Origin of the sequence: Dactylosporangium darangshiense (genome assembly GCF_039537565.1) — a bacterium.
Classification (GTDB): Bacteria; Actinomycetota; Actinomycetes; order Mycobacteriales; family Micromonosporaceae; genus Dactylosporangium; species Dactylosporangium darangshiense.
Map to the genome: position 1 here is coordinate 1 of NZ_BAABAT010000044.1, position 26,280 is coordinate 26,280.

Sequence of the window (26,280 nt, forward strand, 5' to 3'; positions counted from 1 at the left end):
ACGGGTCGGCCGCCCGGATCGCCTGCGGGCAGTGCGTGGCGATGACCTCGTTCATCCACCGCGCGCTGTCGGAGGAGATGTGGGTCAGCTGCGCGCACCGGCGCGGTCCCAGCAGCGTGAAGAACGCTGTCAGGCCGGCCTGATCGCGGCCCTTGCCCACCCACACCAGGCGACCGGTGTCGTGGTCGACCACCACCAGCAGGTACTTGTGCCCCTTGCGGTAGGAGATCTCGTCGATGCCGATCCGGCGCAGCCCGGCCAGCAGGTCCACTCGACCGGCGGTGTCGGCCCATACCCGAGCCACCACCGCGCCCACCGTGCGCCAGGCGATGCGCATCAACTGGGTCACTGCGCTCTTCGAGCACACCGTGGCCAGCCAGGCCACCGTCTGATCGAAGGCCAGGGTGTGTCCAGCACCATGCCGCGCCCACGGCACCGCGGCGACGACTACGCCGTGCACCGGGCAGGACACCCGCGGCGCGTCCGCCTCGACGAACGCGCGGATTGTGCCCAGATCCAATGCTCGCCACCGCCGGCGACCCTCGCCCTGGTCATAGCCCGCACAGCGCCGCCGGCACACCCCGCACCGCCGCCGCTGTCCGCGCCCTGGGCGCACCGACACGACAACAACGCCCTCGTCCTCGTCGAACTCGACACGCTCAACCATCGCCTTGTCGACGCCGAGCAGCCCAGCCCATAACCTTGCAGTACGCACGCCGTTCTCCCGCCACCGCAGTTCTGACCTTCGACAAGCCAGAACCTAGGCAGGACAACGGCGTGCGCTATTCACGACGCGCCGAGCCGCCCATGGAAGCGTCAGAAGCGCCTCTTTTGATGTTTAGCGTTCGTTAGGCCCGGCCGGTTTGGCGGGTCCCGACCTGGCGAGGCCGGAACCCGCCTGGAACCATCTGAATCATGACGACCTTCCGTTTGCTGAGGCAGACGAATCGCTCATCGCGATTTGCTCAGGTCACCGTCGAGGTGGCGGCATCGAGCCGGTCGGAGGTCGAGGTGGCCGCCAGCGCTGCCGGCGAACACAGGCGGGAAGCTGAGCTGGGTGCTCGGTGGGCTTTGCGTGGCCTGCCCGCAGCGGCGAAGGTAACCGTGACTGATGTGGTCATCACCGAGGTCGACACCAGCCCAGGCGACGTCTACGAGGCCACCGCCCGCGCCGTGTGGCAGGCACTACGCGTCGAGCACAGGGCAGGGTACGTAGGCTTCAGCGATCCGGAGATAGTCGCAGCGTGGCTGAAGCGTATGTTCGGCCGACGGCTCGACGCCGTGACGGAGGCCCGGCAGTGGTACGAGGGACGGCGTAGGCCGGACGCCGAGAGCCTGCTGCACGCTTGGCTGTTCTTCGAATACGCGGTGCCGGTCCGCCTACACGGCCACGGCGACCAACTCCTGCTTGCGAAGGAGGATCCGTACCATTCCTACGACATGGACGAGCACGGAGAGACCAGGGTCGGCCCGGCACGGCCTCCAGACGTACTCTCCGGGTTCATCGGGGCCCGGCTCACCGACGGCGCCGTGATCGTCGGCCACGACGGCGACGCGGTCTGCGCTGGTCTCGTGCTGCGGTTCGAGAACGGCGACCTCGTTATCGGCACGCTCGGCGACGAGTGGGTCCTCGCCGTCGGCTCGGTGCCGGCGGACGCGGCTCACTACTGGGCTGTGCAGCCCTTCGTGCGCGGCGGCTGTCGGTAGCGGTCTCTTCTTCGTCTCCCAGCGGACCAGGCCGTGCGTGCCGGTCTCGCAGTAGCCGGTGCGGCCAGCGTGGCAGCGCCCAGACCGCGATAGCGACCATCCGCTTCTGCCGCTGACAGAGTGCGCCAGGCTGCCCGAATCGGTCACGCTTCGTGACCAGCATTCGGCGCCAGCGGGCGCCCGGAACTGCCGATGTGCGCGCGTCATCCGGTGTGACCTCGTCGCCGGATTGCCGCATGGAAGATCTTGGTCATGGGGCTCAACCGCGGTGGGTGGCGTGACGTCGCAGATTCGTGACGGTAACGGTGGCGGGGGTGCAGCGAGAGGCGGGCCGGGCGGCGATGCACGAAGACGTGCGACGCGACTTCTTCGCGGCGAACTACGCCCGCCTCGCCGGTTGGGTGCGTCGGCAGGTCGACGACGACGAGACCGCGCACGACATCGCCGCCGAGGCGTTCACCCGGCTGTTGTCGCGCTGGTCCGACTCGTACGATCCGCACGCCTACCTGTACAAGGTCGCGGTGAACCTGCTGCGCGACCACTGGCGGCGCTCGGTGCGGGAGCGCCGCGTGCTCAGCCTGGCCGCGGCCGACCAGCGCGACGTCCCGGACGGGCGGCCCGAGCGGGGCGACGACCTGCGCGCGACGCTGCAACTGCTGCCGGAGCACCAGCGCACCGCGCTGCTGCTGCACTACCTGGCCGGCTTCTCGGTCCGGGAGGTCTCGGCGATCGTCGGGCGCCCGGAGGGAACGGTGAAGTCGGATCTGTTCCACGCAAGGGCACGGATCCGAGCGGAACTGGATGGCACCGATGACTGACCCCGACGACCAGTTCGACGAGCGGTTCGAGGGCTGGCTGGACCGGCACCAGGTCGAGCCGCTCGGCCCTGCCCCCGGCGCGTACGAGCGGATCGCCCGCTCCGCCCGCCGCCGGCGCACGGTGCGGGTGACCGCCGTCGCCGCCGCTGTGGCGGTGGCACTCACCGGCGCCACCGGCGTCGCGTACCGCATCGCCACCGGACCAGGCCCCGTGCTCCCGCCGGGTGCCTCGGCGTCGCCGACGCGCTCCGCGCCGTCGTCGCACGAATCGCCATCGCCCTCGCTGGAGCCGCCGGTCTCGGCCGAGTCGCCGTCCACGTCCGCGACAAGCACGCCGGTCCAGTCCACGCGTTGCCGCACCGGGGAGCTGCAGGTGACTGCGCAGGGCTCTCCGGGTGGCGGGGCGGCCGGGAGCGTGTACCACTGGCTGGTGTTCCGCAATGTCTCGGCGCGCACCTGCACGCTGTACGGGTACCCGGGGGTCTCGTGGGTGACCGGGCCGTCGGGGCAGCAGGTCAACGACCCCGTCCAGCGAATGACGGACGTGACACCGGTCCGGGTCGTGCTGGCGCCGCAGGGGGTCGCCCACGCGGTGGTGCGGCAGGGGCAGCCGGGCGCATTCGAACCTCAGTGCCACGCGGTGCAGGTGGCCGGGTTCCGCGTGTACCCGCCCGACGAGACGGCCGCGGTGTTCGTGCCGTGGGCGAACCAGGCGTGCTCAGCGAAGGGCATCGACGTGGGCACCGTCTCGCCGATCGTGGCCGGGCTCAACGAGTAACAGGCGCCGGCGCGGGCCCGGCAGCGGCGCGGTGCGCACGGTGGTCGGGGTGTCGGGCGCACCCCGCCCGCATGCCCGACCATGCCCGGGACGGCCGCGGCGACGTTGAGGAAACACCCCAAGATCAGGTGCACGGATCTGGTTGATACGCAGGTGGTCGTGAGGGACGCAGTACCACGTCGCTGTCGTCCATTGAATCCGGATGCAGCGGCCGCCAGCGCGGTCAGGCTCAACACGGCCGTCAGCGCATCCTCCCGGACCGCGGCTTCCGCGATGTTGTGGACGTCGGCATCCTCATCGGCAAGGTAAGCCGCGACCCCGTCGACCGCAGCCCGCCACGATTCCGTCTTCACCTCTGGACACCAACCCAGTGTCTCGTAGGCATCATCTTCTGCCGCCGTTGGTGCACGGCGGCCGGCCCGTGCACGTCACAGCGTGTGACCAGCACGGCGAGGCCAAGGCTTCCTATCCCGCCGATGTGCGGATACACCGTGCCGTCCAGCGCCGATTGCGGTACAGGCTCCGCCGCCCCGGCAGCGTTCGTGAACACCGAGGACCCCATATGCTTACGGGTGCCGGCGGTCGGGCGGCGATTCGGCTACGGCACCTCTTCCACGCCGTCGTCGGTTAGTGGAACCGATAGCATGCCCGGGATCCGCCGGTCATAGCGTTCGATCTCCAGCTCGGCCTTGCGCACCTCCAGCGCGGTCTGTCGGTTCTGCTCCTCGGCCAGCTTCGCCTTCGCCTGCTCCAACTTGACCTTCTCCTTGGCCATCGCCAATTTGAACCTGTGCCGGCGGGACTGGAGGTGCTGGACGAACCCAGCGATACTGCCGCTGAAGAGGAACAGGAATATGACGATGTACCAGAACACGTCGTCGAACTTCACAGCACCTCCGTAGGCCGGGCGACTTCCTGGGCGAATCGACGGAACCACGATGCGGCAAGGCCACCATACGGGGATGCGTCAAGTTCGATGGTCCGAGTGACGCCAAGTCATCGCCGAGGGCAAGGTGCTGGCGATTACGTCGCTCGTCTAGCGGTCGGCGGCACCGCCAAGCCAATCCGACGAAACGCCCTCTGGAGTGTCCTGATCTGCCGCCGACCGCGAGCGCAAGGTATCGAAGTTCACGGACCCCATCGACTTCGAGACCACCAGCAGGCAGTACACCACCTGGGAAATCACCCTCAAGGCGTCCGCCGGCGGCAACGCACACACCGACTCGGTCGACCCGGCCGACTAGCCACAATGACCCGGCACCGCTGTGCAGGCCGGAACTGGGCAAGTCGTGCAGGCCGTGTCACCGCATCCGCTCCTGGCCGGCCGCACTCGACCGCGGGGCTCTACTGATTACGTGAGGCGTCCTCATCTCATTCGGCGGGCTGCGGATGACAGCGGCGCCGACCGCCGGATCTTGGCTTCCGCTCATGCCGCGGCGAGCGCTCTGGAGTTCATCCCCGCTGGTGACGCACGGTGATGTATGCCTACCATTCCTGTCTCCGACGCCCGTGTTGCGGCCCCTCGGTGAGCTCCTACTGCATGCGGCCCACCCCAACTAAATCCTCGCCGCCTACATGGCCTCCGGAACCTGAGGACACCGGCATGGTCCTCGCTGCCCTTCCCGGCCAGCATCACCTCCTGGGCTGGCACATCACGGCTGCGGATCTGGCATTCCTGGTCTCGATCCACGCCGATCTCGACGTCGACGAGTACGGCTGATACACCCATGAACGTCGGCTCTGTGAAGGTAACGCCGACCTCGCAGCATCTGCTCATGTCGCGAAGAGCGCGCTGCCTGCGGCAGTAGCCAGTTGGGATGACGAGCACCCGGGACCAGTCCTCGCGACCGGGGCGCGTTGCTGGTGTCCGCCTGTCGAGCGGCGCGCCCATCGAAATGGCGCGCCTCGCACTCGATGCTCGATCGTTGAGCGAGCCAGCTCGGCAAGCCTCTCGACGGAGCGACGGACACTAGCTGCTGGATGCGTGGACGAAGAGGTCGGCGAGCGGAGTGGTGTCCAGGTCGGTGGCGAGTTCCACAGTCGCCGGTGAGGTCCGGTTGGCGGCGATGGAGTAGCCGGTGAGGAGTCGGTTGTCCGGCCAGCCACACGCATCAGGCGCTTCGGTGACGAACGTCGGCGGCCTGTCCTCAGCGTCGATGAGTTCGGCAGCGTTCACTGACAGGAACTGTTCGATGCATCCACGCGACGCGGAGATCCGCATCAGCATGTCGGCCTCGCCGAAGATGTTGCTGTAGTACCCGTACCGCAGCCCGCGCTCGCCGCACTCCGGCAGCTCTAAATGGGCCCAAGTCAGCGCGTTCCAGAGCATGACGTGGTCGCTGCCTGGGTACTGCCGCGGGTCGTACACGCGGCGCCAGAGCACGACCACCGCCGTCGCCACAATGGCAATCGCGAGCACGGTGAGACCAGCGATCCAGCGGCGCACGAGCAAGATTCTTCCCGCGGTCGCCACCGGGCGCAAGCGCGCTCTGCCGTGCTGTCGCTCTGCTTGATTACGTGCGTGCTCATGCCGCAGGCGGTGCGCGGCGGAGTCCGAGTTGGCGACGGTCCGTGACGGGGCTACGCGGCGCGAAGGTGCCAGGTCCGCTACGCCTTCAAATAATCCCCCCTAAGCTGATCACCTGACGGCCGCTGACCCGCGCCGACTTCTTCCTGCTGCATCGCTGGCTCAAGACACCCCACGTGCAGACCTGGTGGCGAGGAGAACCGGTCACCCACGAGCGGGTGACAATGGTGCGGGGCCGGAAGACGGCCGGGGAGGGCGTGTTGGACGACGACCACACGGTGATCGGGCGGGTCTTCTCGATCCTCGACGCGGTGACGGCGCTCGGGGACCGGGCCACGCTCGGTGCGCTCACGCGCAGCACCGCGATCCCGAAGCCGACCGTGCGGCGCATCGCCGGGCAGCTCGTCGAGCGCGGGGTGCTCGACCGCAGCGGCAATGTGTACCGGCTGGGATCGCGCCTGCTGGAGTTCGGGGCGCTGGCCGGCGAGCAGCGCGGGTACCGGCCCGCCACCGCCTACCTGCAGGACCTGCACGCCAGGTCGGGAGAGATCGCCTTTCTCATGGTGTCGACCGAGACGACGAACGCGATCGTCGACTCGGTGTTCGGTGCGAACCGCCTCGCCGACGTGCGCCGTCCCTGGCCCAGCCTGATCCGGGACCCGGTGTTCCTCGCCTCGGCCTCGGGCCGCATCGTGCTGGCGGACCGGCCCGCCCTGGTCGACGACCTGCGCGGCCGGTCACTGGGGCGCGCCACGACCCGTACCGTCACGCACTGGCGCGCCATGGAGGCCGTGCTCGCGACGATCCGCGACACCGGTATCGCCGTGGAGCACGAGGAGGCGACCCTCGGCTTCAGTTGCGTGGCGGCGGCCGTGCGGGATTCCAGCGGCCGGGTGGTCGCCGCGGTCGGCGTGACCGGTCGCACCCCGACGCTTCGCCCGCAGCTGCTGTCCCGGCCCCTGCTTGCGGCCGCGGACGCCATCGGCCGGACGATGGTGTGACCGGGTGCCGGCTCAGCAGACGAACTCGGTGGTGACCGCCGAGCCGCCTTCGTCGGCGAGCCGGACGTAGAACCGGTTGCCAGAGAACCGGCCCCGGATCTGCACGATCTGGGTCTGTTTGTCGTCGAGCCGGCCGGACGCGGGGTCGATGACCACGTCGGGCGCGATGCCGCCGGTCGGGGAGTTGCTCAGCGCGGTGCCGGTCCACCGGGCCCGCCCCCCGTACGCCTCCAGCCGGACGTCGACCTTGATGTTCCCGCACGCCGCGACCGCCTTGCCCGACGAGTCGAAGACGTTGCCGCTCGTCCCCCGGTACGACGTGGTGATCCGGCCCGGGAAGGCCTCCGGGGTACGCGCCGGGGTGGTCTTCGGCGCCGCCGAAGTGCGCTCGACGTCGACCTTGGGACCCCGGCCGCCGCCGTCGCCGCCGTCGTGCCGCTCGTCGTCCGGCCCAGCCGCTTGGGTCGGCAGGTGGACGTCAATCCGGCCGGTCGCGACGTTGTAGGCGAGGACCGCGAGAACCACGACGAAGGCAATTTGCAGCAGACGCTTCACGTGATCGATTCTCGGCAGCGCCGGGGTGCGGCCGACATGCCGTCGTGTCACTGAATGACCCGGTCGAACGGGGTCATTCAGGTCGTGCCCCACGACAACCGCTGCGTGGTCTACAGTTCGGCCATGATCGACGCGCCCGCGCCCGCGTCTCGCACCCGTCAGGGCAGACTCGCGCTCGTACTCGCGAGCGTTAGCCTCGTGCTCTCACTGCTCTCGTGCGGCGTGGCGGGTTTTGTCGCGGACGCTGCCGGCGTCAACCTGCTGCCGACGCAGTCCAAGCCGGAGATGGCGAGCGCGTCCCAGGTGGAGGCGGTGGCCCACGTGACCCTTCCACCCGGGACAGTGCTGCTCGCCGCCGTCTACAGCAACGGTCTGGAAACCTATCTCTCGGCGAAGTTCCGCATCCCGCGCACCGGACTCGACGCGTTCGTCGCCGGCGGGAAGTTCACCGCACCCCCGACACCGGGGCTGCGGGCCATCACCGCGAAGCACAACCTCGGTGGGGGCAACCTCTGGGATCCCGAGACCGCCAAGTCCGTCTCCGGCATCAAGGAGGACCAACCGACGACCGACGGCACATACCGATCGGTGATGTTCAACCTCGATGCCGAAGACGCCATCACGGTGTACCTCTACGCCAGCCGCGGCTAGGAGCCGAGCACCTGGAACGACCAGAGGGAGTACCCCCACTGCGTGGCCCGCTGGGTGCCGTACATCCGCACATAGCGCCCGGTGCCGGAGACCGTCAGGTCGTCGACGCCGCCGTCCCCCGACGCCGTCGAGTAGACCGTCGTCCAGCTGCTGCCGTCCGGCGATGTCTGGATCTGGTACGCCCGGCCGTACGCCGCCTCCCAACTCAACCGGACCCGGCTGATCGAATACGTGGCACCCAGATCCACGACCAACCACGACGGGTCCACGTAGTCACTGCTCCACCGCGTCGCCTCCGAACCGTCGACCGCATTCGCCGCACCCAGACCTGTGCCAGGGCCGACGCTGACGCCTGCGCCGGTCGGCCCTGCGCCAGATCCCGCACCCCGCCGCCGGAGCCGAAGATGGCGGGAATGTCGACGGCGTTGGCGATGGCCTGGTAGCCGGCGTCGTTGGGGTGCAGGTGGTCGCCGCAGTCGTACGCGGGCAGGAACGCCTGCGGGTTGCCGGGGTCGTGCGTGGCGGTGTCCTGGTCGAGGACGTGGTCGCATCCGCTGCCGGCGCCGCGGATGAAGCTGTTGATCGCCGCGCGGCCGTTCTCGCCGGTCTGGGTCCAGTAGCCCGCGCCCTTGAACGGGGTGAGCGTGGAGCAGATGAACTTCAGGCCGGCGGCGTGCGCCTGCGAGATCAGCTGCTGGATGCCGCTGATGAGCTGGGCGGCGGTCGGCGGGTTGGGGTCGCCGAGGTCGTTGATCGGGTCGTCGGAGAGGACCACCCACTTGGCGCCGGGCTGCTGGAGCACGTCGCGCTGGAAGCGGTTGAGCGCGCTGGGTCCGGCGCCGTCCTTGAGCAGGTCGTTGCCGGAGATGCCGGCGTTGAGCACGCCGACGGTGTGCCCGGCGCTGTTGAGCCGGCCGGCGAGCAGGTTGGGCCAGCGGTGGTTGGCGCCGAAGGTGGAGGCGTAGCCGTCGGTGAGCGAGGCGCCGAGCGTAACGACGGCCTTCCGCGGCCGGGTTCTGCACGTCGACGTTGGTCAGGAACGAGTACGAGCCCGTCGTGGCGGCCCCCGACAGCGTGGTCTGCCCCGCCACGTCGCCCGCGACGACGTAGTTGTTCTGGTTGCCGAGCTGGTGCTGGGTGGCGTTGCCGGTCGCCGAGGGCAGGTAGAAGCTCACCGCGACGTCCGACTCCGCGCCGACCGTGAAGGCGACGGAGTCGCTGAGCACCGAGCCGCCGGCCGGTACCGTCACCGATCCCGCGCCGTTGAACGTCACGGTGCGGGTGGATCCGGCGACGACGGACGATCCGCCGGAGTACTGGGCCAACTGGACGTCGGCGAAGGTGACCGGCTGGTTGCCGAACACGTTGGAGAGCTTGATTCGCGCCGCGGTACCGCCGATCGAGGTGCGTACGATCTGACGGATCGTCTGCCGGTTGAACGTCGCGTTGCTGGACTGCGGCGCGACCGCCCAGGTGCCGGTCCAGTCGCCGGCGGCCGCCCGCGCCGTTGCCGGGCGCAGCACCGCGCCGGCCCCGGTGATCGCGAGCGCCACCGCGAGCACGGCGACGATGACCGGCCAGCGATGTTAGGTGATGCGTCGATGTCTCGGTCCCACCCTGGTCGTCCTTTCGTAGTTCGTCCCGCGCAAGGTGCCGGGCGGGCGCCACGCAACGCCCGCCCGGGAGAGTTCGTTCAGTAGACCTGCAGCTCGTACAGCGAATAGCCCCACTGCCCGGACAGTTGTGTGCCTTGCATCCGGACGTATCTGGCCTGGCCGCTGACGGTGATCCGCTCGGTGCCGCCGGCGCCGGTGGTCGTGGTGTACATGTCTCGCCATGACGAGCCGTCAGTGGAGGCCTGCAGCTTGTACCCCTTCGCGTACGACGCCTCCCACAGCAGGTCCACCTCGCTCAGGTTGAACGTGCCGCCGAGGTCGACCTGGATCCAGTTGTTCGGGTCCTGGCTCGCCGCCCAGCGCGACGCCGTGTCGCCGTCGACGGCTTTCGCGGCGGACTGGTCGGCGCTGGACTGCGACGACGCCGTGGCGGGCTTGCCCAGCGCCAGGTTGGTCCGGCCCGCGGTCGTGGTGATGTTGAGGGTGGTCGCCCGGCCGGCCTGCAGCGGCACGACGCGGGCGATGTTGCCCAGCGGCGAGCTCTGGACCGCGCCGCCGTCGGTGGTGATCGAGGCGATGCCGTTGCGCTGGATCAGCGTCAGGTTCTGGTTGATCTTCGACGTCAGCGTCACCTTGATCGTGTGGGCGTTGTTGTCCCAGGTCAGGTTGTTGATGGTGAACTGGCCCTTGCCCAGCATGCCGTTGATGGAGCCCTTCGACAGGCCCGCGGGCATCGCCGGCAGCAGCTCGAGGGTGCCGGGCTGAGTGGCGGCCGCCATCTCCATCATGATCGTGGGAACGGAGTTGACCACGTCGGTGGCGAAGACGCTGTGGTTGTTGTAGTGCGACGTGGCCATGCTGCTGTAGTAGTAGTCGTCCTTCGCGAAGCGCAGCAGCTTGGCGTTGACCGAGCCGGCGTCGTTGAGGTCGGCGGCGATGAGGGCGCCGTGCAGCAGGCCGTGCCCGGCGTTCTCGTAGTTACCCTGGTCCTTCTTCTGCAGGAACACGTGGGCCGCGTTGTACTGCGCCCGGTTCGTCTCCGGGGTGATCTCCCGGTACGGCCAGACCGGCATGAGGCCGCTGGAGTGCCGGTGCTGGTACTGGTTCTGGTTGGCCAGGCCCGGCGTCGCCCACTCGGCCAGGGCGCCGTCGTTGTTGACGATGTACGGCGGCAGGTTGTCGAGCTTCTCCTGCCAGACCGGGATCTTGTCGGCGTCGCGGCCGAGCGTCCGGCTCGTCTGGATGAGCGTGGACAGGGCGAAGCGGGCGCCGGAGATGTCGTACACCGAGTTCACCGCCAGCGGCACGCCGTTCGGCGGGCGGTTCTCCGGCGAGATGGACCCGGCGAGGATGTACTTGCCGTTGCCGTCCTTCTTGACGAGGAAGTCCTCGTAGAAGTCGCCCATGTCGCGGATCAGCGGGTAGTACTTGTTGGCCAGGAAGGTCGTGTCGCCGGTGACCTCGTAGTACTCCCAGAACGGGTACAGCAGCCACGACTCGCCGCCGGTGACGTACTGGTACGGGTAGTCGAAGTTGATGTTGGAGATGAGGCCTTCCTCGTTCGGCGTGTTGCCGCCGGTGAGCATGCCCCGCGTGCCGAGCAGCTTGCGCGCGTTGGTCCGGAAGTCCGCCTGCCACTGCTGGTTGAGGTAGAAGTACCCGGCCATGGCCTCCGGCATGTTGCCGACGTTGCCGCTGGAGATCTGCAGGTTGAGGTTGGCGTCGAGGTGGTAGTAGCCGTCCCAGCCGACGTTGCTGTCGCCGGTCCAGTTGCCCAGCAGGTCGGGCGCGGCCGTGTCGTTGCTTGAGGCGAGCAGGTGGTACCGCCCGGCGTAGAACATCCGCTCGTAGAGCGCCAGATTCGGCGTCGAGGAGTTCTTCTGCTCCGACAACAGCTGCTCGGTCGGCTTGGCCCGGTCCGTTGCGCTCGCGCCGAAGTCGATGTTGACCCGGCCGAAGATCTCCCGGTGCTTGGCCGTGTGGCGGTTCAGCAGCGTCTGGTAGCTGTCGTTGATCCCGTTCAGCTGCGACTGCAGCAGCTGCCGGTTCCACTCCGTCTCCGCGGTGACGCCGCCGTTGTAGGTGCCGTTGTACCGCTGCGTGAGTGACAGCAGCGTCACGTAGGTCGCGTTGGCGACGACGACGTTGGTGCCGGACATCGTCTTCGTGCCGTCGGTCACGATGCGGGTGACGCCCTCGTAGCCGGCGTTGTAGGAGCCACTGGGGTACTTCGCCCGCAGGTTGAGGAAGTTCACGTTGGAGTTGTTGGTGTAGGTCACGCCCTTGTTCGTCAGGTTCATGCCCGGGTCGATCGTCAGGCCCAGCGTCACGTTGAGCCGCTGCCCGGACGGCGCCGGAATGTACTGCACCGTGACCCCGTCGGTCCGGGACACGAACGAGTCCCGCTGCCAGCTGCCCATGTCGTCCGCCCACTTCACCGACACCACGCCGTTGGCGTAGTCCGTGGAGCGGGTGTAGTTGCGCACCGTGCCGGCGTCGGGCATCTGCATGGTCATCTTGAAGCCCGGATGCTTGCTGCCCTCACCGCCGCCCTGGTACCCCTGGACGTCGGCGGCGAGCTGGTTCGCCTGCTGATACTGCCCGGCGATCGCCATGTCGCGGATGCGGTTGATGTTGTCCGCGCTGACGGTGTTGAACGTGCGGTGCGGCCGGGCCTCCGTGCGCGCCATGAAGAACCGCTTGTCGTTGAACACGACGGTCTCGTTGCGCGGGTTGCCGAACACGATGATGCCCTGCTTGCCGTTGCCGGCCAGCAGCCCGTTCGCCCAGTCGCCGTAGGTCTGCGGGTAGGTGTTCGACGTCGCGATCGCCGGCGCGCCGCCGGTCGGCGGCGGCGGTGGCGGCGGGGTGCTGCCGCCGGTGCCCCAGACCTCGAACTCCCACAGCGAGTAGCCCCACTGGGTGTTCGGGGTCAAGCCCTGCATCCGCACGTACCGCGTGGTGCGGCTGAAGTTCACCGTCTCGGTGCCGCCGGCGCCGGTCGTGGTGGAGAAGACGTCGGTCCAGCTCGACGCGTTGTCCGAGACCTGGATCTTGTACGCCTTGGCGTAGGCGGTCTCCCATCGCAGCACCACCGACGTCACGGCGTAGGACGTGCCCAGGTCGACGTAGATCCACGCATTGTTGTCGTTGCTGTGGTCGCTGGACCAGCGGGTTGCGGTGTTGCCGTCGATGGCGTTGGCGGCGACCAGCGTGCCGTCCTGGTAGGAGGCGACCGCCACGGCGCCCGCGTTGCGCGACAGGTTCACCGGCGGGTCGGCCGCGCTGGCCTGCAGCGCGGCGGGGGTGAGCAGGAGGACGGCCGCGGCGACGCCGAGCACGCGTCTGAGGACGGCGCCGCGGGACATCGTGCGGTGTTGGCCCTGTTTCATGGGGCTCCTTCACATGGGGGTGTACCCCGGGGCGGAGAGCGGCCGCCCCGGGGTCAACAGCAACGGATCAGGCGGTGGTGACGCGCAGCGAGGAGATGGCGTCGTTGTTGCCGGTGTTCAGCAGGTTGGTGTTGTCGGCGCGGAAGGTCCACGCCGTGCCGGCGAAGCCGGCGTCGGCGTATCCGGTGACGACGTATCCGGACGGCACCCGGATCGAGGAGACGGTGTCGTTGGCGATGCCGAGCGCCTGCAGCTGCGCCAGGTCGTAGTTGCCGACCGCGAGCTGCGCCGAGGGGCCGGTGAAGTTGGCGTCGCCGTATACCGTCGGGCCGCCGGACGGCGGCGGGGTGGTGCCGCTCGTGCCCCACACCTCGAACTCCCACAGCGAGTATCCCCACTGGGTGTTCGGGGTGACGCCCTGCATGCGCACGTACCGGGTGCTGCGGTTGACGGCGATGGTGTCCGAGCCGCCGTCGCCGGTCGTGGTGGAGAAGACGTCCGTCCAGGTCGACGCGTTGTCCGACACCTGGATCTTGTACCCCTTGGCGAACGCGGTCTCCCAAGACAGCGCCACCTGCTGCACGTTGTAGGTGCCGCCCAGGTCGACGTAGATCCACGCGTTGTTGTCGTTGCTGTGGTCGCTGGACCAGCGCGAGGACGGGTTGCCGTCGATGGCGTTGGCGGCGACGAGCGTGCCGTCCTGGTACGACGCGACGGCCCGGGCGCCGGCGTTGCGCGACAGGTTCACCGGCTGGTCGGCCGGTGGCGCCGGCGGGTTCGGCACGACCTGCCCGGCGGGCGGCCACAGCGTGTACGAGTTCGCGCCGGTGTGCGCGTTGGCGAACGGCCCCGCCACGACGTTGGTGGCCGGGATCGCGTTGCCGAAGAAGTCGGTGTTCACGTCCGAGGCGATGCTCTCGTTGGCCTTCGGGATGATGCCGACCCGCGACTTCGTCACCTGCGTGAGGCCGCTGACGGTGCCGCTGACGGTGAAGTTGAGCTGCAACGACGTGTTGGTCGCGGTGGTCTGCACGCCGGAGATGACGTTGGTGAAGTTGCCTTCCTTCACGAATGTCTTGTTCGTTGCGTCGTTGGGCAGCGTCGAGCCCCGCACGAGGTTGTTGTAGAAGAAGTCCTTCGTCGGCGACGTGAGCGCGGTCGTCTCGTTCATCGTGCCGGGCTGGAAGTAGTACGCGTCCCGGCCGCTGCCGTCGATGTTGATGTTATGGTTGTCGATGAACAGGTTGTTGGCGAAGACGATGCCGGTGGCGTCCAGCGTGCGGATGTCGCTGTTGCCGATGAAGACGTTGTTGTCCACGAGGATCGGGCCGAAGACCGCCTCGGCGTAGTAGCCCCAGGGTGCGTTCATCACGATGTTGCCGGTGATGCGGACGTTCTGGTTGCCCCAGTCGGTCCAGATGCCGGCGGAGTTGCCGCCGCGCGAGTTCTTGACGTAGTTGCCCTTGATGAGGCCCTCGTTCATGTAGTGGACCTTGATCGGGGCCGTCTCGGCGCCGCTGAACTCGTTGCGGTAGTTGGTGTCCTCGATCCGGTTGTACAGGATGTCGGAGTTCCAGGAGAAGACGCCGGCGATGCCGGACTGCCCGGACTTGGCGATGTAGTTGTTGCGCACGATGTGCGAGCCGTACTGGCTCGTGTTGTGGAAGTTCGTCCTGGTGGTGCCGGGGCGGTTGCCGGCCCACTCGTCGCAGCCCAGGCCGATGTCGATGCCGATCGTGCGGGCGTTGATGACGGTGTTGTTCTGGATGATCCAGCGCAGGCCGCCGTTGACGCTGATGGCGCCGGCCTGCCGCCGCGACGGGCTGCTCGGGAAGTCGGAGTAGGTGCCGGCGGCGTGCTTGACGGTGAACCCGTCCACGGTGATGTAGCCCAGGCCCCACACGTCCGGTGCGAAGATCTGGCGGCGCACGTTGATCTCGGCGAGCCGGGCGTTGGGGTCGGCGCCGCCGAAGTTCGCCCAGATGGTCGTGATCCCGCCGGTCACCTGCGTGAACCAGGTGCTGGCCGCGTTCTGCACGTCGGTCAGCGCGGCCTTCTCGTAGTACGCCGTCTCGTCCAGGTAGACGTCGCCCGCGGTGTAGCCGGGGAACGTGGCGTCGCCGCCGCCCTGCGGCTGCCCGGTCGCGTACGGGTTGAACGAGCCGAAGTAGGTGTTGGGCAGCGTGACGCTCCAGACGTTGCCGCTGGACCGCACCCAGTTGTTGATCTCTTCGGAGCCCTTGATGACCGCGTCGCCGTCATGGGCGGTGGTGTAGGTGATGCGTGCCGTCTCGCCGGTGCCGCCGCGCGCCGGCTTGACCTGCTCGCGGTACAACCCGGCGTGCACGACCACCGTGTCGCCGGGCTGCGCGTCCTGGGCCGCGCGGTTGATGGTCAGGTAGGGGGCGGCCTGCGTGCCGGCGTTGGCGTCGCTGCCGTTCTTGGCCACGTGGATGACGCGGGGCGCGGCGGACGCGGACTGGGCCGCGAGCGACGGCACCGCGATCCAGACGACCGCGGCGGCGACGCCGAGCGCGGTGATCCCGGCGGCGCCGCGAGCGGCCCGCCGGATCCTGCTGTGGGTCATGGGGCTCCTTCACGAGCGGAGACTCCCAGCGGGAGGCGGAACCCCGTTGGGAGGCGGAATCCCACCGTGAACGCCGATCACGATGGCAGCGGAGGGGCGCGTCCTCGAGGCTGCCGAATGGCCCAAGGATGTACCGAATAAGTTACATTATTAATCTATGATGATCGTAGAGCGTCGTCAACCTGAGGCGGGCGGCTGATCTGAGCACCGTACCCGTGGCCCCGGCGATCGCGCTAGACCCACCCGCGAGGCGACCGTTGCATCGACCGCGGTCGCTGATGGTGTGGTGGCGAGGCCTGTTCCGGCGCTAGACCCGCGAGGCGACCTCGGGGCCGTGGCCGGGGGCGACCGAGGCCTGCAGGACCAGGGCGGCGCCGCCGATCGCGGCCGAGTCGCGCGGGTTGCTCGACAGGTCGACCCGCACCTCGTGGACCTCGCGGGCGAAGGCGCGCTCGGCGAGGCGGCGGCGGATCTCGGTGACGTAGATCGAGCCGGCGACGGCGAAGCCCGGGCCGGCCAGCACGAGCGTGTCGATGTCCCACAGGTTGGCCAGCGCCAGCGCGCCCTCGGCCAGCAGCGCCGCGGACTCGTCGACGAGTGCGCGGGCCCGCTCGTCGCCGTAGATGGCCGCGCGGGCCAGCACGTCGAAGGCGCGCGCGTCCGGGTCGTCGGGGCGGATGCCCAGGCGGTCGGCGAGGCCGCGCTCGGCCCGGGCGCGGGCCACGACGACGTGGGGCGCGGCGTACTGCTCCAGGCAGCCGCGGTTGCCGCAGTGGCACGGCTCGCCGTCGCGGACGACCGAGACGTGGCCGAGCTTGCCGGCGTTGGAGCTCGCGCCGCGGTGCAGGGCGCCGTCGAGCACGACGCCGGAGCCGATGCCGGAGTTCATGTACAGGCAGCCGAAGGTCCGCTCGCGCGAGACCTGCCGGCCCCAGAACTCGCCGACGGCGGCCGCGCCGGCGTCGCTGTCGACGAGCACCGGCACGCCGAGGCGGCCGGTCAGCGCGTGCGCCAGGTCGAGCCCGGCCGGGCGCTGCGGCCCGGGCAGCGCGACGAAGCGGCCGCGGGCGACGTCGACCGGGCCGGGGCCGACGACGGCCATGCCGGCGACGCTCTGCGGCGGCAGCCCCAGGCCGTTGGTGACGTCGTGGTACAGCGTGGCGAGGCGCGCGGCCACGCTCTCCGGCCGCCCGTCGGCCGGAGCCGCGACGAGCTGCCGGCCGACGGTGCCGCCGCGGGTGTCGGTGACCACGCACGTGAGCGTGTCGGCGCCGACGTGGATGCCGACGCCGTAGGCCGCGCGGGAGTTGATGACGAGCATCGAGCGGGGCTTGCCGCGGGTCGCGACCGTGTCGCCGGTCTCGCGCACCACGCCGTCGTCGATGAGCCGGCGCACGATGTTGGAGATCGTCGGCTGGGTCAGGCCGGTCGCGTTGACCAGCTCCACCCGGCTGATCGGGCCGGAGGAGCGGATGAGGTCCACGATGAGCGCGCGGCTGCCGGGCCCCGCGGCCGCCGACTCCCGTCGCGCCACGCCCACCGCCTCTCGTCTCGCCGTACGCTGTCGCACGACTACGTTACGGGGACGTAGGTTAAACCACGAGGAGGCAGCGATGGCCGCGGTACCGACGCCGCAGCAGGGCACGCCGGTCGGGCTTGCCCTCGTGCGCGACGCGGAGGTCCTCGGCGCCGAGCCGTTCTTCCACGAGTTCATCGCCGGCATGGAGCGGGTGCTCGTCCCGCTGGGCGTGCCCGTGCTGCTGCAGGTGGTGGCCACGGTGGCGCAGGCTGTGGAGCGGATGCGGGCCTGGGCGCAGTACGGCCAGGTGCAGGGTGTCATCCTCATCGACCTGCTGCCCGGCGACGAGCGCGCCGCCCTCGTCAAGGACCTGGGCCTGCCCTGCGTCGTCATCGGCGACCCGCTCACCGCCGACGGCCTGCCCACGGTGTGGACGCAGGACGAGGTCGCCATGCGCGACGTGGTCGGCGAGCTGGTCGCGGCCGGCCACACGCACCTCGGCCACGTCGGCGGCCCGGCAGCGATGGCGCACACCATCATCCGCCGCCGCACGTTCGAGGCCGTCGCCGCCGAGCACGGCGCGCGCACCACAGCGTTCGACGGCGACTACTCCGAGGCGGCCGGCGTGCGCGCGGTGACCGCCCTCGCCGCCCTCGAGCATCGCCCGACCGCGCTGGTCTTCGACAACGACGTCATGGCGCTCGGCGCGCTGCACGAGGCCGGCCGCCTGGGCCTGGCCGTGCCGGCCGACCTGTCCCTCGTCGCCTGGGACGACTCGGCGCTGTGCCAGCTGGCGGTGCCGCCGCTCAGCGCCGTCAGCCACGACGTGCAGGAGCTCGGCGAGCTCGTCGGCTACGCCCTGTCCGACGCCTTGTCCGGCGCGCCGCCCCGCACGGTCCGCGCGGCCCCGGCCAAGCTCATCGTCCGCGGCTCCAGCCGCTAGCCCCCACCACCAACGACCCGCCCGAACACAGCGCATTTACGACATGTCGGGCGCTGGCGCGCCACGACATGTCGGATTTATACCCTGACAGAAGATAAATCGGATAAGTCGCGCGCACCAGCGCCCGACTTATCCGGCATAACAGGAATAACGGCGTTTCCTTGGCCCCGCTGCTGTCCGCTCCAGGCTGTCGGCAGCGTTTTCTCTCCACGATCATGCGGAACGGCCGAGGACAAATCAGACATCGCCATGATCGTGGAGAGAAAACGACGCTGCGCCGCAGCGGGCTCACCGTCCGCGCATACCGGCCGGACCAACCAGTCGAGCAGTGCCGATCGCGAACTTTTGCTGCGTCCAGCACTTTCATAGATTAAAAATCTTTGTTGTTGACTTCAGGGACCGCGGCGGGGACGCTGTGTGGCGAACACCCCTCGGCGGCGGCCGGTCGACACCCCCGGTGCGCGTCGCCGTTCCTTCCTGCACGCAGACGCAAAGGACTCCCCTATGGACCACCGCACCAGGCCCCGGGCCGTGCGCGGCGCCGCGGCCTTCGTCGTCGCCGCCCTTGCCCTCGGACCCGCCCTCGTCGCCTGCGGCGGCGATGACGACTCCGCGGCCGCACCGACCTCCATCGACGTCGTCACGCGCTGGTCGGCGGGCAACTCCGCGGCAGCCGCGCAGAACCGGGTCTTCCAGGCGTTCACCGCCGAGACGGGCATCAAGGTCAACGTCACCGAAGGCCTGGAGACCATCGACGACAAGGTCGAGAACGCGGTCGCGGCCGGCAAGTCGCCCGACCTCGTGATCGTCAACCTCTTCGACAAGACGCTGGGCTGGCTCGACGCCGGCGTCACCGTGCCCGCGGACCAGTACGTCAAGGACTGGGGCCTCGAGGGCAAGATCAAGCCCGCCGCCCTGGACGAGTGGCGCGTCGGCGGCGCGGCCGGCGGCAAGCTGCAGGGCCTGCCGTTCTCCGGCTTCAGCTGGCCGCTGTGGTACAACAGCGACCTGCTCAAGCAGGCCGGCGTCGACAAGATCCCGGCCACCACCGACGAGCTGATCGCCGCCGCGCAGAAGCTGCGCGCGAAGGGCATCGGGCCGCTGACCGTCGGCGGCAACGACTGGACCGGGCAGAAGCTGTTCTACCAGATCGCGCAGTCCTACACCGACGCCGCGGCCATGAAGAAGGTCATGCAGTCCGGCGGCTACTGCTCCACCCCGTCGGTGATGGACGGCATCAAGCTGTTCACCCAGCTGCGCGACGGCGGCGTCTTCGTCGACAACGCGGCCGGGCTCATCGCCGACGGCATGTACGCGGCGTACTACGGCGGCAAGGCGGCCATCATGCCGGCCGGGTCGTGGGCGTACACCGAGTCCACCGCCTCGGGCACGGGCATCGACAAGAAGACGACGCTGGGTGGCTTCCCGGTGCCGAGCGGCTCGACGTTCAAGAAGCCCACGGCGTACCGCGGCTTCACCGGCGTCGGCTTCATGATCACCAAGAAGGGCGCCGAGGCGGGCCACATCGACAACGTCAAGCGCCTGGTCACGAAGTTCTACGCGGACACGGCCGTCGGCGACTTCGTCAAGGACTCCGGCATCCTGCCGCCGACGTCGGGCGACTTCGCCTCCTACGCCACCAACCCGCTGCTGTCGCAGTCGCTGGGCCTGGACAACACCGTCGACTACGCGGTGCTGCCCGACGTGTGGATCGGCTCCGCGTCCGACCGGATCATCCAGGTCCTGACCGGTGCGTACGGCAAGTCGACGCCGCAGCAGATCTGCGCCGGCCTCGACACCGCGACCAAGGGCTAGCCGTCCCGCCAACGGGGGCCGCCCGCGACCCGGGCGGCCCCCCTGCTCCGCCGAAGGAACCCACGATGTCAACGACCAGCGTCCTGGCCGGCGCCGCCCGGCCGCGCCCGGCCGAGCCCCGACGGCGCGGGCGCCGCGGCGGCGGGCTGCACTCCGCCCGCGTCCTGTGGCTCACCGTCCCGTCCCTGGTGTGGTTCGCCGTCTTCTCCGTCGGCCCGCTCGCCGCGATGTTCGTCATCGCAACGCTGCGGTGGAAGGGGCTGCTGTACGAGCCCTCGTACGTCGGCTTCGAGAACGTCGACCACGTGCTGCACGACCCGGTCTTCTACGACGCCCTGCGCAACAGCGCCCTGCAGGTCGCCGTCGTCATCCCGGTGATGATCCCGCTGGCGTTCATGCTCGGGTACCACCTGAGCACCAAGCCCCGCGGCTACCGCGTGCTGTCGGTGCTCTACTTCTCCCCCGGCCTCATCTCCATCTCCGTCACCGGCATGATCTTCTACGGCGTGCTGTCCCCCGACGGGGGCGTCAACGGTGCGCTGCGCGCGCTCGGCCTCGACTCGCTGGTCACTCCGTGGCTCGCCGACCCGGCCACCGCGCTGCCCAGCCTCATCGCCATCGACCTGTGGCGCGGCGTCGGCTGGACCGCGGTGCTGTTCGCCGCGCGGCTGGCGAGCCTGCCCGCCGACGTGGTCGAGGCGGCCCGCATCGACGGCGCCGGGCGCCTGCGCATCATGTGGCAGATCGCGTTCCCGATGGTCAAGGACTACGTGCGGACGCTGACGATGCTGCAGTACCTCTGGACGCTGTTCACCTCCGCCGCCCTCATCCTGCTGCTCACCAAGGGCGGCCCCGGCACCTCCTCGACCACGCTGTCCTACCTGGTGTACGCGAAGGCGTTCGCCCAGCGCGACCTCGGCTACAGCCAGGTCGTCGGCGTGGCCCTGCTCGTCCTCGGCGTCGCCGGGATGCTCCTCATCCGCGCGCTGCTGCGCAGTTCCCTGGAGAACACTCGATGACCGCACAGAAACAGCGAGGGTCGGTCGCGACCATCCTGTCGTGGCTGTACGCGCTGCTGCTCGCGCTGCCGCTGTACTACCTCGCCGTCAGCGCCCTCAAGACCAACATCGAGATCTTCACGCGGCCGTTCGCGCTGCCGTCGCACTGGCTGTGGGCGAACTTCTCCACCGCCTGGCGCACCGCCGGCCTCGGCCAGGCGCTGCTCAACTCGCTGCTCATCTCCGCCGTGGCGATCGTGCTCACGCTGACCCTCGCCGTGCCGGCCGCATACGCCCTCGCACGCCAGGACAACCGGCTGGCCCGCGCGGTCACCGGCGCCTTCTTCGCCGGCTTCCTCATCCCGCCCTTCGCCGCGCTGATCCCCACGGTCATCCTGGCGATCCGGATGGACCTGTTCTACACCCGCGAGTTCCAGATGCTGTTCCTGCCGGCGAGCGCACTGCCGCTGTCGGTGCTGCTGCTGACCCAGTTCATGCGCACGGTACCGCCGGCGCTCATCGAGTCGGCGGCGCTGGACGGCGCCGGGCACTGGCGGCTGCTGCTCAGCGTGTTCATCCCGATCGCCATGCCCGGCCTGGTGAGCGTGACGATCCTGCAGCTGCTGACGTTCTGGAACGAGTACCTGTTCTCGCTGGCCATCACCGGCACCGGCCCCGACGTGCGCACCGTACAGGTCGCGCTGCCGACGCTCGTGTCCGACGCCACCAACTTCGGCGTGCTCACCGCCGGCACCGTGCTCACACTGCTGCCTGTCTACGTCGCGTACTCGCTGTCGAGCCGCCGCATGCAGGAAGCACTCACCGCAGGGGCGGTCAAGGGATGACTCTCACCACGCAGGCCACGACGGCCGCGCTGACCCGGCTCGACCTCGGCGGCGCCTGGGAGCTCACGTGGGCGGGCGGCCCGCCGGGCGTGCCCGACGCGGTGCGCGGCGCCGCCGTCCCCGCGCAGGTGCCCGGCGAGGTGCACACCGCGCTGCTGGCCGCCGGCCTCATCGCCGACCCCGACGCCGGAACGGGCGAGCACGACCAGATGTGGGTGGGCCGCTCCCGCTGGACCTACCGGCGCAGCGTGCACTGGTCGCCCACGCCCGGCGCCCGCACCGATCTCGTCGCCGACGGCCTCGACACGTTCGCCGAGGTGTACGTCAACGGCCTGCTCGTCGGGGCGGGGCGGGACCAGCACCTGGCGTACCGCTGGAACGTCGACGACGCCCTGCGCCCCGGCGACAACGTGGTCGAGGTCCGCTTCGCCTCGGCGTGGGACGCCGCCCGCGAGCACGAGCGCGCGCACGGCCCGCTGCCGAGCCCCTACGACGAGCCGTACGCCCACGTGCGCAAGGCCGCCGCGAACTTCGGCTGGGACTGGGGCCCCCACCACGTGACCGCCGGCATCTGGCGCGACATCCGCCTCGAGACGTACACCGGCCGCATCGAGCACGTCCGGCCCCTGGTCCGCCTCGAGGGCCGGCGGGCCAGCATCACCGTCCATGCCCGCATCGACGCGCCGGCCGGCTCGCGAGTGCGCGCTCAGCTCGTGGACCCGTCCGGGACGCCCGCCGCGGCGGGGAGCAGCACGGTCCAGGGCGACGAGATCGCGATCACGCTGCTCGTCATCGAACCGGAGCTGTGGTGGCCGGTCGGCATGGGCGAGCAGCCGTTGTACCGCCTGGAAGTCGAACTGGAACACGAGGGCACCCCGCTCGATGCCACGACCGCCCGGCTCGGGCTGCGCAGCGTCGCGCTCGACGAGTCGCCGGACGCGCTGGGCACCCGATGGGCGCTCGTGGTCAACGGCCGGCCGGTGCGCATCCGGGGGTACAACTGGATCCCGGACGCCACATTGTCCAGCCGCGCAACGCCCGAACGAGTCGCGGCCCGCATCGACCAGGCCGTCGCCGGCAACGCCAACCTCCTGCGCGTCTGGGGCGGCGGCCACTTCGCCACCGAGGACTTCCTCGACGCCTGCGACGAGCGCGGCATGCTCGTCTGGCACGACTTCCTCTTCGCCTGCGCCGCGTACTGCGAGGACGAGGAGATGCGCGCCCTCGTCACCGCCGAGGCCGAGCAGGCCGTGGCCCGGATGTCGCCGCACCCGAGCCTGGTGCTGTGGTGCGGCGGCAACGAGACGGTGCTCGGCCGCCACCACTGGGGCTGGGCGGACCAGATCGGCGAGCGCGGCTGGGGCGCGGCCTACTACCTGGACGTGCTCCCGCGCGTGCTGGAGCGCCTCGACCCGACCCGCCCGTACGTGCCGAACTCCCCGTGGTCGGGCACCCTCGAACGCGACCCGGCCGCCGACACCCACGGCCCGACCCACCTGTGGGACGCCTGGAACGAGGCCGACTACTCCCACTACCGCGACCACGACCCGTCGTTCGTCGCCGAGATGGGCTGGTGCGGCCCCGCCGCCTGGACAACGCTCGAAGGAGTCCTCGGCGGCGAGACCCCCGGCCCGGCCTCGGAGCTCACCCGCCACCACCTGCGCGCCATCGACGGTATGCACAAGCTCACCCGCGGCCTGCAGCCGCACGTGCCCACCCCGGCCGACGGCCCCGACTGGCACTTCGCGACCCAGCTCGTCCAGGCACGCGCGGTCGCGGCGGGCGTCGAGTGGCTGCGCTCCCGCGACCGCTGCGGCGGCGCCGTCGTGTGGCAGCTCAACGACTGCTGGCCGGCGATCAGTTGGTCCGCGGTCGACGTCGCCGGCATCGAGAAGCCGATGTGGCACGCCCTGCGCAGCGCCTTCGCACCCCGGCTGGCAACGGTGCAGCCGGTGCACCCCGGCCCGACGCACGACCCCACCGGCCCCGACGGCCTCGTGCTCGTCCTGGTCAACGACACCCCGGCGCCGTGGCGCCCGGACGTGCTCATCCGCCGGGTCGGCCCCGACGGCCGCGAGCTGGCGCGGGCCCGCCTGCGCCCCGAGTGCCCGCCCGGCGCCGTCACGCGGCTGGCCGTCGGCCCGGAGGTCGGCCACCCCGACGACCCGGCCGCCGAGCTGCTCGTCGTGGACGCCGACTGGTCGCGGACCACGTGGGCGTACCGCCCGGACCGCGACCGCAGCATCCCCGCACCGCAGCGCCGCGTCGACCTGGCGGTGCTCGAGGGCCGCCTGCACATCGGCGTGACCGCGGCGACGGTGCTGCGCGACGTGTGCGTCTTCGCCGACCGGCTGGCCGCCGCGCTCGGCGTCGAGCCGGCCGACCTGGTCGTCGACGACGCGCTGGTGACCCTGCTGCCCGGCGAGCGGCACGTCTTCCGCGTGACCCGCCGCGACGGCCGCCCCTTGCCCGCGGACGCCGCGACGACCCTGCCGGCCGCCCTGCTCGGCGTTGCCGTCCGCTCGGCCGGCGAGCTCACGATGTAAACGGGGTCGGCTCTCACGAGCTGCTTCATCGTGATGTCCAGGCACCTCGAGGGGATCGAACGGTACCGCGGCGGGTCGACCTCTGCCCGCCGCGGTCAGGCTTCGGATGCCGCTGTGTCCACGACGTCGAGCCAGGTCTGCGCGCGTTCGATCCACCGCCCGACGTCCAGGTGTACGTCATTGCGATGAGGCTCCAGGGCCGCGGCGCATGCGGAGATTCTGGTGCGAAGATCATCGATTGCCGCGTGGATGTCGTAGTTCGCTTCGGCGGCCGCGACGGCCCGCGCCGAACGCCGGTTCCACACCGCCGAGACCGCCGACGCGAGCAGCGTGGCGAGGATTCCACCACCGGCCAGTGTCACCGCAAGCACGGATGGTTGTGCCGGATGCGGCACGGCGAGCAGCACCGCCGTGCACGAGATCACCCAGCCGCCCATCAGCACCGCCGACTCGATCATGGAGCGGCGCGGCGGGACCGGAGACGAGTCGAGGAGCCCGGCGGCGTGGGACAGGGTCTCGGCGACGAACTGCAGTCCGCCGATGATCTCGGTGTCCGTGCCCGGACCGTTGGACTCGCCATGCTGCCGTTCTGCCGCGGCGCGCTCGGCGACGGAGGAGGCCTCGCGCAGTTGGGGGGCAATGGCGCTCATGCCTCGTCCAGCGTGGGCAGCCAGGCCTCGATCGAGCAGATGACCTGGCAGAGGTGCCGGTCGGCCAGGCTCAACCAGAACAGTTGCGGGTCATGACGGCGCAACCAGTCGAAGCCCGCCGCGGTCCGCGCAACCCGCCCGAATCGGTGATCCGCAACCCGCCGCCGCACCGCCGCGGCGAGATCGTCTCGAGCCATGCGCAGCAGCGCCAGGATCTCGGCCGCCGGCCCGACGCCGGCCGGCGCCGCGATCGGCGGCGGCGACGTGGGCCGTTTGGTGCGTCTGCGGTCGACGCGCTGCGCCAGTGCGTTGGTGAACGCGTACACCGGCCAGAACGCGCCCCCCAGAGCGGCAACGGCGACTGCGATCGTCCAGCCCGCGGGGAGTCCGACACGGTCACAGAGTGCGGCCGCCGCCCACGCTGCGGCCCCGAGCCCCGCAACGCCGATCCACGTCCGTGTCCACGGGGAAAGGCCACCCGCCGCGCGGATCGCAGCCGTGTCCGCTGCCTTGAGCCGGCTTCGCGCGGTCTCGACGAGGGGGTGGTCCACGCCCCCGGTCATCCTCGCGAACCGCACGGTCGCGGTCTCCACGCGGTATCGCATCAGCGCAAGCGATCCGGAAACGTCCTTGCGGGCCACGGCATCAGGATCACACACCACCGCCAACCGGCCGTTCTCAGCGACGGCGTCGACCGTGTCGGGTGTCCATCCGACGGTTCCTCCACGGCCACCAAGGACGATCGTCGGCTCTACTGGCCCGATGAATCCAGATAGCGCTGCCGAAAATACTGCCGCTCCATCGAAGCGGGGAAGCTCAGCGTGTGTGGGATGACCGCGGCCGGGTAGCTCCCATACCGGCCAGCGTTCTCGAACTGTGTGCACCCTGCCGCGATGGTCAAAGGAGGCGCCGATGCCCCGGTCGAAGATCCGTGACCGGCTTGCCGGAGGGTGGCGGCTCGCCGGGTACGAGGTGACCGCCGGCGGCAAGACCGAGCGCCCGCTGGGCGATGACCCGCGCGGCGCGATCCTCTACACCCCGGACGGCTACATGTCCGCGCAGCTGGCCGGGCCGGGACCATACGCAGATGACGACGCGCCGGATGCCTACTACATCGCGTATTCCGGGCCATATGACGTCGACGAGAACAGCGAAACGGTGGCCCATCACGTGCAGGTGTCGGTAATACCGAGCTGGCTGGGCACGACGCAGACCCGGCAGGTGCGGTTCCACGGCCCGGACAGCCTCACGTTGTCTGTTTCGGAACGCCGCCGCGACGGCGTGACGAGCACAACCTCGATCAGCTGGGTACGCCAGCCGCCACGATAAGGG

General features: G+C 70.0%; 23 protein-coding genes and 1 pseudogene. 13 read left to right on the plus strand and 11 right to left on the minus strand.

From position 1 onward, the window contains the following. The coding region (locus ABD901_RS45960) for a transposase (protein ID WP_345137976.1) at positions 1–715 on the minus strand (715 nt) is incomplete at its 3' end. Positions 716–915: 200 nt separating this feature from the next. Between ABD901_RS45960 and ABD901_RS45965 the strand changes: the two genes are divergently transcribed. The 3 genes from ABD901_RS45965 to ABD901_RS45975 all read left to right on the plus strand — a co-directional run bounded on the left by ABD901_RS45965 (position 916) and on the right by ABD901_RS45975 (position 3,303). Next, positions 916–1,707: a hypothetical protein gene (locus ABD901_RS45965; protein WP_345137978.1), complete on the plus strand. Its 792-nt coding sequence runs from the start codon at positions 916–918 to the stop codon at positions 1,705–1,707. 314 nt (positions 1,708–2,021) lie between these two features. Beyond that, positions 2,022–2,525: an RNA polymerase sigma factor gene (locus ABD901_RS45970; RefSeq protein ID WP_345137980.1), complete on the plus strand. Its 504-nt coding sequence runs from the start codon at positions 2,022–2,024 to the stop codon at positions 2,523–2,525. Next, complete coding sequence (locus ABD901_RS45975) at positions 2,518–3,303, plus strand: DUF4232 domain-containing protein (RefSeq protein ID WP_345137982.1); 786 nt, start codon at positions 2,518–2,520, stop codon at positions 3,301–3,303. Before ABD901_RS45970 ends, ABD901_RS45975 begins: the two co-directional genes overlap by 8 nt. A gap of 598 nt (positions 3,304–3,901) precedes the next feature. On the opposite strand, the gene ABD901_RS45980 is transcribed toward ABD901_RS45975, so the two are convergent. Both ABD901_RS45980 and ABD901_RS45985 read right to left on the minus strand, forming a co-directional pair. Beyond that, positions 3,902–4,192, minus strand: coding sequence for a hypothetical protein (locus tag ABD901_RS45980; protein WP_345137984.1), 291 nt, complete (start codon positions 4,190–4,192; stop codon positions 3,902–3,904). 1,080 nt (positions 4,193–5,272) lie between these two features. Further along, a complete protein-coding gene (locus ABD901_RS45985) occupies positions 5,273–5,749 on the minus strand; it encodes a hypothetical protein (RefSeq protein WP_345137986.1) in 477 nt (158 codons plus the stop codon). A gap of 305 nt (positions 5,750–6,054) precedes the next feature. Here ABD901_RS45985 and ABD901_RS45990 point away from each other — a divergent pair, with 305 nt between their 5' ends. Beyond that, a complete protein-coding gene (locus ABD901_RS45990) occupies positions 6,055–6,831 on the plus strand; it encodes an IclR family transcriptional regulator (protein WP_345138154.1) in 777 nt (258 codons plus the stop codon). Between the two features lie 12 nt (positions 6,832–6,843). On the opposite strand, the gene ABD901_RS45995 is transcribed toward ABD901_RS45990, so the two are convergent. Further along, positions 6,844–7,386: a hypothetical protein gene (locus tag ABD901_RS45995; protein WP_345137988.1), complete on the minus strand. Its 543-nt coding sequence runs from the start codon at positions 7,384–7,386 to the stop codon at positions 6,844–6,846. A gap of 123 nt (positions 7,387–7,509) precedes the next feature. Between ABD901_RS45995 and ABD901_RS46000 the strand changes: the two genes are divergently transcribed. Further along, positions 7,510–8,037 (plus strand): hypothetical protein, encoded by a 528-nt coding sequence (locus tag ABD901_RS46000; protein ID WP_345137990.1) that lies wholly within the window; start codon positions 7,510–7,512, stop codon positions 8,035–8,037. Here ABD901_RS46000 and ABD901_RS46005 read toward each other — a convergent pair. Together ABD901_RS46005 and ABD901_RS46010 are read right to left on the minus strand one after the other, a co-directional pair. Next, complete coding sequence (locus tag ABD901_RS46005) at positions 8,034–8,513, minus strand: discoidin domain-containing protein (protein ID WP_345138156.1); 480 nt, start codon at positions 8,511–8,513, stop codon at positions 8,034–8,036. The genes ABD901_RS46000 and ABD901_RS46005 overlap by 4 nt on opposite strands. Then, positions 8,468–9,022: pseudogene (locus ABD901_RS46010) on the minus strand (GDSL-type esterase/lipase family protein); the annotation flags it as partial. The pseudogene ABD901_RS46010 and the gene ABD901_RS46005, both read right to left, overlap by 46 nt. 215 nt (positions 9,023–9,237) lie before the next feature. On the opposite strand from ABD901_RS46010, the gene ABD901_RS46015 reads away from it, so the two are divergent. Both ABD901_RS46015 and ABD901_RS46020 read left to right on the plus strand, forming a co-directional pair. Further along, entirely contained in the window at positions 9,238–9,456 is a 219-nt protein-coding gene (locus ABD901_RS46015) for a hypothetical protein (protein ID WP_345137992.1), read from the plus strand. A gap of 15 nt (positions 9,457–9,471) precedes the next feature. Next, positions 9,472–9,627 carry a hypothetical protein gene (locus ABD901_RS46020; RefSeq protein ID WP_345137994.1) on the plus strand — a complete coding sequence of 52 codons (156 nt, stop codon included), beginning with the start codon at positions 9,472–9,474 and terminating at the stop codon, positions 9,625–9,627. Positions 9,628–9,730: 103 nt separating this feature from the next. On the opposite strand, the gene ABD901_RS46025 is transcribed toward ABD901_RS46020, so the two are convergent. From ABD901_RS46025 to ABD901_RS46035, 3 genes are all read right to left on the minus strand, one after another. Next, complete coding sequence (locus ABD901_RS46025; protein ID WP_345137996.1) at positions 9,731–13,045, minus strand: glycosyl hydrolase family 95 catalytic domain-containing protein; 3,315 nt, start codon at positions 13,043–13,045, stop codon at positions 9,731–9,733. A 67-nt stretch (positions 13,046–13,112) separates the two neighbouring features. After that, complete coding sequence (locus ABD901_RS46030; protein WP_345137998.1) at positions 13,113–15,632, minus strand: galactose-binding domain-containing protein; 2,520 nt, start codon at positions 15,630–15,632, stop codon at positions 13,113–13,115. A 307-nt stretch (positions 15,633–15,939) separates the two neighbouring features. Next, on the minus strand, positions 15,940–17,166 hold the full coding sequence (locus tag ABD901_RS46035) for an ROK family transcriptional regulator (RefSeq protein WP_345138000.1): 1,227 nt from the start codon (positions 17,164–17,166) through the stop codon (positions 15,940–15,942). Positions 17,167–17,245: 79 nt separating this feature from the next. Here ABD901_RS46035 and ABD901_RS46040 point away from each other — a divergent pair, with 79 nt between their 5' ends. The 5 genes from ABD901_RS46040 to ABD901_RS46060 all read left to right on the plus strand — a co-directional run bounded on the left by ABD901_RS46040 (position 17,246) and on the right by ABD901_RS46060 (position 24,298). Next, positions 17,246–18,094, plus strand: coding sequence for a LacI family DNA-binding transcriptional regulator (locus ABD901_RS46040; RefSeq protein WP_345138002.1), 849 nt, complete (start codon positions 17,246–17,248; stop codon positions 18,092–18,094). Between the two features lie 504 nt (positions 18,095–18,598). Then, complete coding sequence (locus tag ABD901_RS46045) at positions 18,599–19,909, plus strand: ABC transporter substrate-binding protein (RefSeq protein ID WP_345138004.1); 1,311 nt, start codon at positions 18,599–18,601, stop codon at positions 19,907–19,909. A 65-nt stretch (positions 19,910–19,974) separates the two neighbouring features. After that, entirely contained in the window at positions 19,975–20,928 is a 954-nt protein-coding gene (locus tag ABD901_RS46050; protein ID WP_345138006.1) for a carbohydrate ABC transporter permease, read from the plus strand. Next, a complete protein-coding gene (locus tag ABD901_RS46055) occupies positions 20,925–21,752 on the plus strand; it encodes a carbohydrate ABC transporter permease (protein WP_345138009.1) in 828 nt (275 codons plus the stop codon). Before ABD901_RS46050 ends, ABD901_RS46055 begins: the two co-directional genes overlap by 4 nt. Beyond that, entirely contained in the window at positions 21,749–24,298 is a 2,550-nt protein-coding gene (locus ABD901_RS46060; RefSeq protein WP_345138010.1) for a glycosyl hydrolase 2 galactose-binding domain-containing protein, read from the plus strand. Before ABD901_RS46055 ends, ABD901_RS46060 begins: the two co-directional genes overlap by 4 nt. Positions 24,299–24,393: 95 nt before the next feature. Here the strand turns inward: ABD901_RS46060 and ABD901_RS46065 are convergent, their stop codons facing one another. Together ABD901_RS46065 and ABD901_RS46070 are read right to left on the minus strand one after the other, a co-directional pair. Next, the gene (locus ABD901_RS46065) at positions 24,394–24,948 is read right to left on the minus strand and encodes a hypothetical protein (RefSeq protein WP_345138012.1); all 555 of its coding nucleotides are present in this window, start codon (positions 24,946–24,948) and stop codon (positions 24,394–24,396) included. Then, positions 24,945–25,553 (minus strand): hypothetical protein, encoded by a 609-nt coding sequence (locus ABD901_RS46070; RefSeq protein WP_345138014.1) that lies wholly within the window; start codon positions 25,551–25,553, stop codon positions 24,945–24,947. The genes ABD901_RS46065 and ABD901_RS46070 overlap by 4 nt, the downstream gene beginning before the upstream one ends. 307 nt (positions 25,554–25,860) lie before the next feature. Between ABD901_RS46070 and ABD901_RS46075 the strand changes: the two genes are divergently transcribed. Further along, the gene (locus tag ABD901_RS46075) at positions 25,861–26,277 is read left to right on the plus strand and encodes a lipocalin-like domain-containing protein (protein ID WP_345138016.1); all 417 of its coding nucleotides are present in this window, start codon (positions 25,861–25,863) and stop codon (positions 26,275–26,277) included. Positions 26,278–26,280 lie beyond the last annotated feature (3 nt).

Coding starts and splice junctions, on each gene's coding strand:
- ABD901_RS45965 (WP_345137978.1), top strand. CDS start 916: ATGACGACCTTCCGTTTGCTGAGGCAGACGAATCGCTCATCGCGATTT.
- ABD901_RS45975 (WP_345137982.1), top strand. CDS start 2,518: ATGACTGACCCCGACGACCAGTTCGACGAGCGGTTCGAGGGCTGGCTG.
- ABD901_RS45990 (WP_345138154.1), top strand. CDS start 6,055: ATGGTGCGGGGCCGGAAGACGGCCGGGGAGGGCGTGTTGGACGACGAC.
- ABD901_RS46000 (WP_345137990.1), top strand. CDS start 7,510: ATGATCGACGCGCCCGCGCCCGCGTCTCGCACCCGTCAGGGCAGACTC.
- ABD901_RS46025 (WP_345137996.1), bottom strand. CDS start 13,045: ATGAAACAGGGCCAACACCGCACGATGTCCCGCGGCGCCGTCCTCAGA.
- ABD901_RS46030 (WP_345137998.1), bottom strand. CDS start 15,632: ATGACCCACAGCAGGATCCGGCGGGCCGCTCGCGGCGCCGCCGGGATC.
- ABD901_RS46040 (WP_345138002.1), top strand. CDS start 17,246: ATGGCCGCGGTACCGACGCCGCAGCAGGGCACGCCGGTCGGGCTTGCC.
- ABD901_RS46045 (WP_345138004.1), top strand. CDS start 18,599: ATGGACCACCGCACCAGGCCCCGGGCCGTGCGCGGCGCCGCGGCCTTC.
- ABD901_RS46050 (WP_345138006.1), top strand. CDS start 19,975: ATGTCAACGACCAGCGTCCTGGCCGGCGCCGCCCGGCCGCGCCCGGCC.
- ABD901_RS46055 (WP_345138009.1), top strand. CDS start 20,925: ATGACCGCACAGAAACAGCGAGGGTCGGTCGCGACCATCCTGTCGTGG.
- ABD901_RS46060 (WP_345138010.1), top strand. CDS start 21,749: ATGACTCTCACCACGCAGGCCACGACGGCCGCGCTGACCCGGCTCGAC.
- ABD901_RS46065 (WP_345138012.1), bottom strand. CDS start 24,948: ATGAGCGCCATTGCCCCCCAACTGCGCGAGGCCTCCTCCGTCGCCGAG.
- ABD901_RS46070 (WP_345138014.1), bottom strand. CDS start 25,553: ATGCGATACCGCGTGGAGACCGCGACCGTGCGGTTCGCGAGGATGACC.
- ABD901_RS46075 (WP_345138016.1), top strand. CDS start 25,861: ATGCCCCGGTCGAAGATCCGTGACCGGCTTGCCGGAGGGTGGCGGCTC.